At 65.2% G+C, this 11,962-nt stretch carries 10 protein-coding genes; 4 read left to right on the top strand and 6 right to left on the bottom strand.

What is annotated here, in order from left to right:
• Positions 1-68: 68 nt before the first annotated feature.
• Complete coding sequence (locus CAL12_RS18360; RefSeq protein ID WP_086065945.1) at positions 69-695, bottom strand: TIGR00730 family Rossman fold protein; 627 nt, start codon at positions 693-695, stop codon at positions 69-71.
• A 55-nt stretch (positions 696-750) separates the two neighbouring features.
• On the opposite strand from CAL12_RS18360, the gene polA reads away from it, so the two are divergent.
• Together polA and CAL12_RS18350 are read left to right on the top strand one after the other, a co-directional pair.
• Complete coding sequence (polA, locus tag CAL12_RS18355) at positions 751-3,468, top strand: DNA polymerase I (protein WP_086065944.1); 2,718 nt, start codon at positions 751-753, stop codon at positions 3,466-3,468.
• A gap of 195 nt (positions 3,469-3,663) precedes the next feature.
• Complete coding sequence (locus CAL12_RS18350; protein WP_086065943.1) at positions 3,664-4,455, top strand: dienelactone hydrolase family protein; 792 nt, start codon at positions 3,664-3,666, stop codon at positions 4,453-4,455.
• Positions 4,456-4,484: 29 nt separating this feature from the next.
• Here CAL12_RS18350 and CAL12_RS18345 read toward each other — a convergent pair whose 3' ends face one another.
• Positions 4,485-6,146: a Na/Pi cotransporter family protein gene (locus tag CAL12_RS18345; RefSeq protein ID WP_086065942.1), complete on the bottom strand. Its 1,662-nt coding sequence runs from the start codon at positions 6,144-6,146 to the stop codon at positions 4,485-4,487.
• Positions 6,147-6,376: 230 nt separating this feature from the next.
• Positions 6,377-7,255, bottom strand: a complete 879-nt coding sequence (gene htpX, locus CAL12_RS18340) for a protease HtpX (protein WP_086065941.1) — start codon at positions 7,253-7,255, stop codon at positions 6,377-6,379.
• Between the two features lie 191 nt (positions 7,256-7,446).
• Between htpX and CAL12_RS18335 the strand changes: the two genes are divergently transcribed.
• Together CAL12_RS18335 and CAL12_RS18330 are read left to right on the top strand one after the other, a co-directional pair.
• Positions 7,447-8,328, top strand: coding sequence for a DMT family transporter (locus CAL12_RS18335; RefSeq protein WP_086065940.1), 882 nt, complete (start codon positions 7,447-7,449; stop codon positions 8,326-8,328).
• The gene (locus CAL12_RS18330; protein WP_086065939.1) at positions 8,325-9,176 is read left to right on the top strand and encodes a sulfurtransferase; all 852 of its coding nucleotides are present in this window, start codon (positions 8,325-8,327) and stop codon (positions 9,174-9,176) included. Before CAL12_RS18335 ends, CAL12_RS18330 begins: the two co-directional genes overlap by 4 nt.
• Positions 9,177-9,185: 9 nt before the next feature.
• Here the strand turns inward: CAL12_RS18330 and CAL12_RS18325 are convergent, their stop codons facing one another.
• From CAL12_RS18325 to CAL12_RS18315, 3 genes are all read right to left on the bottom strand, one after another.
• Positions 9,186-10,160 (bottom strand): zinc-dependent alcohol dehydrogenase family protein, encoded by a 975-nt coding sequence (locus CAL12_RS18325; protein ID WP_086065938.1) that lies wholly within the window; start codon positions 10,158-10,160, stop codon positions 9,186-9,188.
• A gap of 102 nt (positions 10,161-10,262) precedes the next feature.
• Positions 10,263-10,565 (bottom strand): ArsR/SmtB family transcription factor, encoded by a 303-nt coding sequence (locus CAL12_RS18320; RefSeq protein WP_086065937.1) that lies wholly within the window; start codon positions 10,563-10,565, stop codon positions 10,263-10,265.
• Positions 10,566-10,690: 125 nt separating this feature from the next.
• The gene (locus CAL12_RS18315) at positions 10,691-11,845 is read right to left on the bottom strand and encodes an aromatic ring-hydroxylating oxygenase subunit alpha (RefSeq protein WP_086065936.1); all 1,155 of its coding nucleotides are present in this window, start codon (positions 11,843-11,845) and stop codon (positions 10,691-10,693) included.
• Positions 11,846-11,962: the final 117 nt, after the last annotated feature.

The raw sequence follows: 11,962 nt of genomic DNA, 5'->3' as shown, positions 1-11,962 counted from the left end.
AGCATTTATGCACCAAAATAACCCAATCGCGGTGGCGAACGCCATCCTTCGGTGCGCCGCGCGCGGGCCTACGCAGGCAGGGAAGGGGCGTACTGCTCGGGAGACAGGTAACGGGCGTGGAAGTCGACGATGCGGCTCACGACGATCTGCGGGTCATCCTCCACGATGAACAGCTCCAGGTCGTGGGCGCCTATCATGCCGTTGCTCAACACGGTCTTGGCCAGCCAGTCCACGATACCGTGCCAATAGTCCTTGCCCATCAGCACGATGGGGGCCGGCGGGACCTTGCCGGTCTGCACCAGGGTCAGCGCTTCGAACAGCTCGTCCAGCGTGCCGAAGCCGCCGGGCAAGGCGACATAGGCAAAGCTGTGCATGAAGAACGTCGCCTTGCGCGCATAGAAATACTCGAACATCAGGCTGATGGTCTGGTAGGCATTATTGTTCGCTTCGTGCGGAAGGACGATATTCAGGCCGACGCTGGTGCCGCCGGTTTCGAATGCGCCTTTATTGGCCGCTTCCATGATGCCGGGCCCGCCGCCGGCGATCACCGCGAAGCCGGCCCGGCTCAGGGCCGCCGCCAATGCTTCCGCCTGTTTGTAGTACGGCGATTCGCGGCTGATGCGTGCGCTGCCGAAAACGCTGACGGCCGGACCCAGATCCCGCAGCGCATCAGCCGCGGTCAGTATCTCTGACATAATCACCGGTATTTGTCTGCCGGCGGGAGTCTCCCTGCCATCTTCCTTTTTGACCATGAATAAAACCCTGTTGCTGGTTGACGGTTCTAGCTATTTGTACCGCGCCTATCATGCCATGCCTGACTTGCGTAACGCGCAGGGGGAGCCGACGGGGGCGTTGTACGGCGTCGTCAATATGCTTCGTAAACTGAAGCAGGATTACGACGCGCAATATGCGGCTTGCATTTTCGATGCCCGTGGCAAGACCTTCCGTGACGACCTGTATCCCGATTACAAGTCGCACCGTCCGCCCATGCCCGAGGACCTCGCGGTCCAGATAGAGCCCATACACAATGTGGTGCGTGCGCTGGGATGGCCGGTTTTCGCCATCGAAGGCGTGGAAGCCGACGACGTCATCGGCACGCTGGCGCGCATCGCCACCGAACACGGTATCGACACGATCGTGTCGACGGGCGACAAGGACCTGGCCCAATTGGTGGATGACCACGTCACGCTGGTCAACACCATGACGGGTGAGACCCTGGATCCCGCCGGCGTGGTCAAGAAGTTCGGCGTGCCGCCCGAACGCATCGTCGATTACCTGATGCTGATCGGCGACGCGGTGGACAATGTGCCGGGCGTGGACAAGGTCGGACCGAAGACGGCCGTCAAATGGCTGACCGAATACGGTTCGGTCGACAAGCTGCTGGAAGCAGCGGATGCCATCAAGGGCGTCGCGGGCAACAACCTGCGCCTGGCCGCGACGAATTTCCCGCTGACGCGCAAGCTGCTGTCCGTGCGGCGCGATTGCGATCTGAGCGGCACCATGTCCGGACCGGAAGCGCTGATCGCGCAGGAAGAAGACAAGGAAGCGCTGCTGGAGCTCTACGAGCGCTATGGTTTCCGGACCTGGCTGCGCGAGGTCAGCGGCGAAACAGAACGCGTCCCGACCGGCGATTCGCGCGTCGCGCCCGAACGTCCCGCCGCGCCCGAACAGGTGGATTACCAGATCATCACCGACTGGGCCGCCTTCGATGCATGGATGGAAAAGCTGCGCGGGGCGCCGCTGGCCGCCTTCGATACGGAGACCACGTCGCTGGACGAAATGCAGGCGCGCCTGGTGGGAATGTCGTTCTCGATCGAGCCTGGCGTGGCCTGCTATATCCCGGTCGCGCATCGCGGGCCCGAAGCCGGCGACCAGTTGCCCAAGGACGAGGTGCTGGCGCGGCTGCGCGCGTGGCTGGAAGACCCGGCCGTGCCCAAGTTGCTGCACAACGCCAAGTACGACGCCCACGTGCTGCGCAACGAAGGCATACGGCTGGCGGGGATCGCCGAAGACACGATGCTGCAGGCGTATGTGCTGGAGTCCCATCGAAGCGTCAGCCTGGCGGAGCTGGCGCAGCGATGGCTGGGCCGCAGCGGCATCACCTACGAACAATTGTGCGGCAAGGGCGCCAGCCAGATCTGCTTCGACGAAGTCCCGGTCGAGCGGGCCGGCCACTATGCCGCCGAAGACGCCGACTTCACGATCCAGATGCATCATCTGCTGCGTCCGCGCGTCAGCGCCGATGCCGGCCTGGAACACATCTACAAGCTGGAACTGCAGGTTTCCGAAGTCCTGACCGAAATCGAGCGCACGGGCGTGCGCGTCGACGCCGACGAGCTGATGCGGCAAAGCACGGCGCTGGGGCAGGAAATGCTGACCTTGGAGCAACGCGCCTACGAGCTTGCCGGCCAGCCCTTCAACCTGAATTCTCCCAAGCAGCTGGGCGAGATCCTGTTCGGCCGCATGCAGCTGCCCGTGGTCCGCAAGACGGCCAGCGGCGCGCCGTCCACGGACGAGGAAGTCCTGAGCAAGCTGGCCCAGGACTATCCGCTGCCCCAGGTCCTGCTGGAATACCGGGGCCTGTCCAAGCTGAAGTCCACGTATACCGACAAGCTGCCGCGCATGATCAACCCCGCCACCGGCCGGGTGCACACCCATTACGCGCAGGCCGCCGTCATCACCGGGCGGCTGGCCTCTTCCGAGCCGAACCTGCAGAACATCCCGGTACGCACGCCGGCGGGCCGCCGCGTGCGGGAAGCCTTCATCGCCGAACGCGGCGTGTTGATGTCGGCCGACTACTCGCAGATCGAGCTGCGCATCATGGCGCATGTATCGGACGACGAGAACCTTCAGCGGGCGTTCGCCGCGGGCGAGGACATCCACCGCGCCACGGCGTCCGAGGTGTTCGGCGTTCCGTTGGAGTCCGTCGCGGGAGAGCAGCGGCGTGCCGCCAAGGCCATCAATTTCGGCCTGATCTATGGCATGGGCGTGTTCGGCCTGGCGTCCAACCTGGGCATCACCCGAGATGCCGCGCAGGCGTATATCGATCGCTATTTCGCGCGCTATCCGGGCGTGGCGCAGTATATGGAATCGACGCGCGTGCTGGCGCGCGAGCAGGGCTACGTGGAAACGGTCTTCGGCCGGCGGCTGTGGCTGCCGGAAATCCGCGGCGGCTCGGGACCGCGCCGGCAGGCCGCCGAACGCGCCGCCATCAATGCGCCCATGCAGGGCACCGCGGCGGACCTGATCAAGAAGGCCATGGTGGCGGTCCAGGAGTGGATCGCGCGCGAAGGCCTGCTGTCGCGCATGATCATGCAGGTGCATGACGAACTGGTGCTGGAAGTCCCCGACCAGGAAGTCGACCAGGTGCGCGCCGAACTGCCCGGCCTGATGTGCAACGTGGCGCAGCTGCGCGTGCCGCTGGTGGCCGAAGTGGGCGTCGGCAAGAACTGGGAACAGGCGCACTAGCCCGGGTTCGGTTCGGGATCTGGGCCCGGGCCTGGGCCGGCGCGGGCGCCGGGTCCAGCGGGCAGGTTCTGGCGGGCAGGCGCGTTCCAGCACGCATTAAGGCAATGCGCGGCATAATCGGCGGGACGGCGCCTGGGCGGCGCGCCCCGCCGTGACGCACCATGTGCCCAACCCCAAAAGCCAGAGGATACCGCCATGAGTTTTTCGCCCGCCGCGGGCGCCGTGCAGAGCACCGCGATCCACACCAGCCCGCAAGGCCTGACGCACGGCCTGATCGACCTGCCCGTCAAGGACGGCACGGTCCCCGCCTACTACGCCGTGCCGGAAGGCAAGACCGATGTGCCCATCATCTGCGTCGTGCAGGAAATCTTCGGCATACATGAACACATCCAGGACGTCTGCCGGCGCCTGGCCAAGGAAGGCTATTTCGCCATCGCCGTCAACCTGTACGAGCGCCAGGGCGACGCGTCAACCTACACCGATATCCCCAAGCTGATCCAGGACATCGTTTCCAAGGTGCCGGACGAGCAGGTCATGGCCGACCTGGACGCCAGCGTGGCCTGGGCCGCGCAGCAGGGGGGCGACGCCGAACGCGTGGGCATCACCGGCTTCTGCTGGGGTGGCCGCATCACCTGGATGTACACGGCCTACAGTGCCAAGGTGAAGGCCGGCGTGGCCTGGTACGGCAAGCTCACGCAGGGCCATGGTCCGTTGATCAAGCGCAATGCGGTCGACGTCACCAAGGAACTGCACGGCCCGGTGCTGGGCCTGTACGGCGCCAAGGACACCAGCATTCCGCTGGAGGATGTGGAAACCATGAAGCAGCGGCTGGCCGAAGGCAATGACAACGCCAAGGCGTCCAGGTTCGTGGTCTACCCCGATTCAGGGCACGCGTTCCTGGCCGACTATCGTCCCAGCTATAACGAACAGGATGCGCAGGATGGCTGGCAAAGAATGCGCGATTGGTTCGCGCAATATCTGAAGTAATCGCGGTGCCGGCCGCCGGCGCGTCGAACTCAGTTCGACGCTTCGCGCAGGCGGCTGGGGAGCAGCTCGCCTTCCTTGGCCAGCACGGGATAGGCGGCGGCGCCGACCAGATACGAATTCACGCCTTTCACGTCGCGCAGGATATCCAGGTACATCTGGCCGATTTCGGCTTGTTCGACCTGGCCTGATTTGATCTTCTGCAGATGCGCTTCCGCCGCCTGGGCTTCCAGCGCGCGGAAGCTTTCCTTTTCGCCGGCCAGGGCGCGCGCCTGGCGCAGGTCCGCGTTGACGAACAGCGCCGCGGTGCGCCGTTCGTTGTTCAACAGCTGCCCCAACGATTCGTCCAGTTGTTCGCTCTGGTCCGGCGCCAGCTTCCAGCCCTGCTTGCGCAGGCGCGTGGCATGGTTCAACAGGCCGCTGTAGACGATGTCGGCGGCATGGCCGACATTGCTTGCGAAGGCCACGATTTCTTCCATGCGCTGGAGGTCTTCCTTGGTCATGCTTTCGCGATCCAGCGTCGCCAGGTAGAGCGTGATCGCCGTTTCCAGCTTGTCCATGGCGGCGTCCAGCTGCTTGGCCTGGGGCAGGCGGTGCCGGTTGTCGCGTTTGAAGCCCGCCCGCGCCAGCACCAGCAGCGTCTGCAGCATATCGGCCATGCGCAAGGCCTCGCGCGACGCGCTGCCGAGCGCCACCGCCGGGATATCGTGCGCCGACTCGTCCAGGTATTGCGGGCGGGCGGGGTCGTCCGGATCGATGCGCTTGGGCAGCCAGCGCGTCAACAAGGCGGCATACGGCACCAGCAGCGGCAGGAAGACCAGCGCGACGATCCCGTTGAACAGCGTGTGGAAATTGGCCACGGCACGCGCCGGGTCATCCGTCATGGCGTTCATCCAGCTGCTGACCCAGGGCAACAGGATCAGGCCGACCACCACGCCGGCCACGCGGGTCAGCATGTTCCCCAGCGGCAGGCGGCGCGCCGCCGGATCATCGCCCGTGACGCCTTCGATCATCGGATTGACGGCGGTGCCCAGGTTGGCACCCAACACCATGGCGTAGGCGGCTTCCGGGCTGACCAGGTGATGGGAAGCCATGGACATGAGCAGCACCACCACCGCGACGCTGGAATGCGCCGCCCAGGTCAGGACGGCGGCCACCAGCATGGCGGCCACGGGCTGGCTGGCCAGGGCTTGAAGCAGGATGCGCAGCAGCGGCGCGTTCTGGAAGGGCGCGAACAGATCCACCAGCGAATGCAGCGAGATCAGCAGCAGCCCGAGGCCGATGAACACGCGCCCCAGGTCGCGCGTGCGGCCGGGCGGGTAGCGGCGGAACATCCACACGCCGAACAGGATCAGGATGGGCGCCAGCGCCGTCAGGTCGAAGGACAGCAGCTGGACGATCAGCGTGGTGCCCACGTTGGCGCCCAGCATGGCCGACAGCGCCGGCACCAGGCCCACCACGCCGCCGGCCGCGAAGCCGGTGATCATCAGGCCCGTGGCCGTGCTGCTTTGCAGGGCGGCCGTGATGCCCAGTCCGGCCGCGAACGCCCGCAGGCGCGTGCCCAGCGCACGGCCCAGCACCGCGCCCAGGGCCGCGCCGAAAGCCCGCTGCACGCCTGTCTGGACCATATGGACACCCCACAGGAGCAGGGCCACATAGCCAGCGAAGTCGAGCAGGGTAAGGATTCCGGACATACGTCTGCGCAGGGGATAACGGTTGAATGACCGGCTGGGCAGCACGGGCCAGCCCCAATGATCGCATGGTTCCACGTCATGGGGACACAGACGATGAAAACGTTCTCATTCGGCGCGCAGGCCGTCCGGCGGTGGCGCCGGCATGTGCGTGCTGCCGCTGCCGATGATGCGCGATGAACTCGCCGCCGCGGCCACCGGCCTGGCCGGCGGGCGACCGCGGCGTCGCCGGATTACAGCGGCACGCGCTGCAGCGCCGCGATGCGTTGCTGGATGGGCGGGTGCGTGGCGAACAGCGCGCTGATGGCGCCGCCGCCAGTGATGCCGGACGCCTCGAAGGTCTTGGGCAGCGCGCCCGCCTCCAGGCCGCCGAGGCGCGCCAGCGCACGGATCATGGGGTCGCGTGAACTGAGCAGGTGCGCGGAACCCGCGTCCGCCCGGTATTCGCGCTGGCGCGAGAACCACGCCACGATGATGGACGCCAGGATGCCGAACAGGATTTCACAGACGATCACGGTCACGAAATAGCCCGGCCCCACGCCGCGCTCGTTGCGGAAGACCGCCTTGTCGATGAAGTAGCCGACCACGCGGGCCAGGAACACCACGAAGGTATTGACCACGCCCTGGATCAGGGTCAGCGTGACCATGTCGCCATTGGCGATGTGGGCGACTTCGTGGCCCAGGACGGCGGTGACTTCCTCTTCGGTCATGCTTTCCAGCAGGCCCGTGCTGACGGCCACCAGCGAGTCGTTCTTGAACGCGCCCGTGGCGAATGCGTTGGGCGCGCCTTCGTAGATCGCGACTTCGGGCCGGCCGATGCCGGCGCGGTCCGCCAACTGGTGCACGGTTTCCAGCAGCCAGGCTTCGTTCTGGCTGCGCGGCGCGTTCGGGTCGATGACGTGCGCGCCCGTGCTCCACTTGGCCATGGTCTTGCTCATCAGCAGCGAAATGATGGCGCCGGTAAAGCCCACGACCAACGAGAACACCAGCAGGGCATTGATGTTCAGCCCATTCGACGTCAGGAAGCGGTCGACCCCCAGGATGCGAAGCGTGGCCGACAGCACCACCATGACGGCCAGGTTGGTCAGCACGAATAGAACGATACGTTTCATGGTTTTTTATGATCCCTTTGCGAGCGATGTAGCTTGGACGGTCCCGGGGCGTCCAGGTTCCGCGGCGCGCGAGCATACCGCGGTCGGACCAGGGCCGTGCGGCATCGCGGCGCCGCGGGGCAGGCCGGCGCCGAGGCCACGGCGGAGTATAGTAGCGCTTCCTTGCAACCCGACGGTCCCGGTTCCATTCCATGCAGGCTCTCTGGATGCTGTTGGCGTCTCTCATGTTCGCCATCATGGGGTCCTGCGTGAAGCTGGCCACCGAGCACGAAGCCTCCCTGTCGCAGGTCGTGCTGTTTCGCGGCTTGCCGTCGGTCGTCCTGCTGCTGGCCTGGGCCCGGGCAGGGCGCCACTCCATCCTCCCCACCCGCTGGAAGCCCCACCTGTGGCGCAATCTGGCCGGCGTCAGCTCCATGTGGCTGGGTTTCTACGCGCTGGCGCACCTGCCGCTGGCCACCGCCACGAGCCTGTCGTATACCTCGCCGCTGTTCATCGCCGCCTGGATGCTCGGCTGGGGCGGGGCGCAGCGGGATATGGTGCGCATACTGTCGGTGGCGCTCGGTTTCCTGGGCGTGATCGCCGTCCTGCGTCCCAGCATCGGCCACGACCAATGGTTGGCCGCGCTGCTCGGCCTGACGGCGGGCGGCACGTCCGCCGTGGCCATGATGCAGATCCGCGAACTGGGCCGCATCGGCGAGCCCGAATGGCGCACCGTGCTGTTCTTTTCCTGCGGAGTGTGCATCACCAGTGTCGCCGGCCTCAGTGCCGAGGGCTGGGGAGACACCGATCTGCGGGGCTACACCGCCTTGACGGGCATCGGCCTGTCGGGACTGCTCGGGCAACTGGCCGTGACGCGCGCCTTCGGGCTCGGGTCCGCCTTGTTGACGGCGGCGCTGCAGTACACCACCATCATCTTCGCCGCCGTTCTGGGCATGGCGTTCTGGCAAGAGAACCTGGACGACATCGCCTGGATAGGCATGGGTTTGATCATCGCCGCCGGACTGTTGTCGATATGGCGGACGATGCGCGAGTCGCGGACCATGGCCGCGGCCATACGGGAGAAAAAAGCATGACCTCGACCCACCTGATGTCCGTTTCCGAACTGGCGGGCCGCCTGGACGACGCCGACGTGCGTGTCTTCGACGTACGGCATGACCTGGGCGATTTCTCGGCGGGGCGGCGCCAGTTCGAGGCGTCGCACATCGCCGGCGCGCGCTTCCTGGACAACGAAAAGGACCTGGCCGGCGAACATACCGGGCGCAACGGCCGCCATCCCTTGCCGGACCCCGCCGCGCTGGCCGGGCTGATGGCCGCCCATGGCGTGGGACCGCAAACCCTGGTGGTGGCCTACGACGCCAGCGGGGGACAGTATGCGGCGCACCTGTGGTGGCTGCTGCGATGGATCGGCCACGACCGCGCCGCCGTGCTGGACGGCGGCTGGCAGGCCTGGAATGCGGCGGGCCTGCCGGTGGCAAGCGGCGCGGCGCCAGCTCCGGCCCCGGCTGCCGGTGCGGCGCCACGCGCTGCGCTGGTCGACGCGGTGGATGCCGACGCCGTGCTGGCCAATCTGCGCAACCCTTCGTTTACCGTGGTGGATGCGCGCGCGGCGCCGCGCTATCGCGGCGAAGTCGAGCCCATCGACCCGGAGGCCGGACGCATACCGGGCGCCCTGAATCGTCCTTACACCGACAATCTGGACGCCGATGGCCGCTTCAAGTCGCCCGCGCAACTGCGCCACGAGTTCCTGGCGGTGCTCGGCGATCGCCCGCCGCGGTCCATCGTCCACCAGTGCGGCTCCGGGATCACGGCGTCGGCCAATCTGTTCGCGATGGAAGTCGCCGGATTGCCCGGGTCGCGTCTGTATCCGGGCTCCTGGAGCGAGTGGATCAGCGACCCGTCCCGGCCGCGGGAAAAGGGCTGACCCGCGACTTTATGGGGCGAGATCGGGGCCGATCGCAATCGCGATCTTCCCCCGCAAACCATTGTTCGGACTCTCCAGTCGGGCGTGGGCGAGCGGAATATCGGCAAGCGTATGGACGGCGCCTACGTGTGGCCGCAGTTGGCCGCGTTCTACCAACGTACTCAGTTCATCGAGCTTGCCGCGGTTTTGTCTCGTGAAGACGAAGTGGTAGCTCGCGTTCCTGGCCCAGGCCTGAATCAGGTTTTGCGGCTGCGCGATGTCCACGATCGAGACGACGCGGCCCAGTTGCGCCAGCGCGTCGGGGCTGCGGGCCAACGTGTTGCCGCCTATGGTGTCGAATATGACGTCGACGCCCCGGCCCGCGGTCTCGCGCATGACGGTGTCGACATAATCCTCGTTTTCGTAGTCAATCATCACGTCGGCCCCCAGGCTTCGGGCGAACTCGAAGTTTGCCCGGCGCACGGTGGTGAGCACCCTTGCGCCCACGGCTTTTGCGAGCTGGATCGCCACATGGCCGACGCCTCCGGCGCCGCCGTGGACGAGGATGGTCTCGCCTACTCTTAGCGCCGCGCGTACGATCAGTGCTTCCCACGCCGTCCCGCCCACCAGCGTCAGGCTCGCCGCTTCCAGATGGCTCAGCGAAGCAGGCTTTTTCCCGACGATGCTCGCGGCCGCGACATGGTATTCGGCGTAACTGCCAGGCCCATCGAAGATCTGCGGGGTATACCAGACTTCGTCTCCGGGGGAGAAGGTCTTCACGCCCGGCCCGACTGCTTCGACCACGCCTGATACGTCGTGCCCGGTAATGGCGGGCAGCCGCACCAGATCGGGATAGTCGCCACGTCGCACCTGGTAATCCAATGGATTGATGGAACTGGCGTGTACGCGGACCAGAACCTGGCCCGCCTGCGGGGCCGGCTTGGGCACGTCGCGCAGTTCGAACGATTCCGGGCCGCCAAATGATGTGAGCACTATCGCTTTCATTGCTATCCTCGTTTCTAAAAAAAGGGATATCGGGAATTGACGATATGTTGGGTTAAAAAAAGGGTGAAAAATGACCGGATCGACATTTAAGGCGCGATCCAATTACAGCGATTTTCCTATGACTTCGGCGAGCGCACGGATGGCTGCCTCGTTCCGTTTGTAGTACGTCCATTGGCCGATGCGCCGTACTTCCACCAGGCCCGCTCGCTGCAGCGTGGCAAGGTAATCAGACACCGTGGACTGCGACAGGCCGACGCCTTCCTGAATACTGCTGACGCAGACTCCCACCGTATGGACATCACCCTCGTCCTGCGGCGGAAAGTTCTTCGCGGGATCTTTCAGCCCTTGCAAGATGGCAAGGCGTGTACGGTTCGAGAGGGCTTTGAATATTTCGAGCAAATCCATGTCGCCATCATATCGGAATTCCCCGATATGTCAATACGGGGGCGCCATTGCGCAGCGTTTTGCGTCTGGCCGACCGAAAAGAAAAACGCCGGGGAGCCCCGGCGTTTTCCATGGAGATGCCTGCATCACGGATGCGGGTCGGTTTCCGCCATGATGCGCCGATACCATTCATGGAAGTGTTGCATGCCGTCTTCCATTGGGGATTGGTAGGGGCCGGCCTCGGAAATGCCGCGCTCCATCAAGGCCTTGCGGCCGGCGTCCATCCGTTCGGCGATCTCGTCGTCTTCCACCGCGGTTTCCATATAGGCGGCCTGTTGCGCCTCGACGAATTCGCGTTCGAAGGCGACGATTTCCTCCGGGTAGTAGAACTCCACCACGTTCAGCGTGTCCTGCGGCCCGCGCGGGTGCAGCGTGGATAGCACCAGCACGTGCGGATAGACCTCGATCATGTGGGTCGGGAAGTAGGTCGCCCAGACGGCGCCGAAATCGGGCGTCGCGCCTTGCCGGAAGTCCAGCACGCGGTCATGCCAGGCGCGGTAGACGTCCGACCCTGGATGGGCCAGCGCCTGGTGCACGCCGACGCGCTGCACGCTGTGCCAGGAACCGAATTCCCAGGCCAGGTCGTCGCAGGTGACGAAACGCCCCAGGCCGGGGTGGAAGGGCCCGACGTGGTAGTCCTCCAGGTAGACCTCGATGAAGGTCTTCCAGTTGTAGTTGCATTGGTGGATCTGCACGCGATCGAGCACGTAGTCGCCGAAGTCGAATTCGGGACGCCCGAACAGCCCGCCGATGTCCTGCAGAGGATCGCGCGGGCCTTCGAACAGCAGCCCGTGGCAATCACGCAGGCGAAAACGGTCCAGCTTGGCGCAGGGCGTACTGTCGAACTGAGGCGCGCCCAGCAGCTCGCCCTGGGCGCTATAGGTCCAGCGATGCAGGGGGCAGACGATGTTGCCCCCCGTCGCCCGCAGATTGCCCGCCGTATCGGCGCCCGTGACATTGCCCGCCACACCACCAAGCATCAAGGCCTGGCGGTGGCGGCAGACATTTGAGATAAGTTCTATACCCTGCGGTGTGTGGACAAGAGCACGTCCACCTTTTTCCTGGACCAGCGTACGCCAATCGCCAACTTCGGGAACCATTTTGCGATGGCCGACGTACAACGCGGATTGCTGGAAAATGATTTCCTTCTCGCGCTGCAAACGGGCTTCGTCAAAATAGGCGCTGACGGGTAGCTGGGTTCGAGCTGGCACGAATTGCGCCATCCGACCAATGTCGGTCATGATTCCCTCCGCTCGGATAAAAAAGCCAGGACGGCACGAATCCGTTCTGGCGCGAAGAAAAATCGGGCTGGCCGATCGAAATTTGATTGACCATTGTACCCCAGCCGCTACAAGCGT

Origin of the sequence: Bordetella genomosp. 8 (genome assembly GCF_002119685.1) — a bacterium.
In the GTDB taxonomy this organism is placed as follows: domain Bacteria; phylum Pseudomonadota; class Gammaproteobacteria; order Burkholderiales; family Burkholderiaceae_B; genus Bordetella_C.
This window is presented reverse-complemented; position numbering and strand designations above follow the sequence as displayed.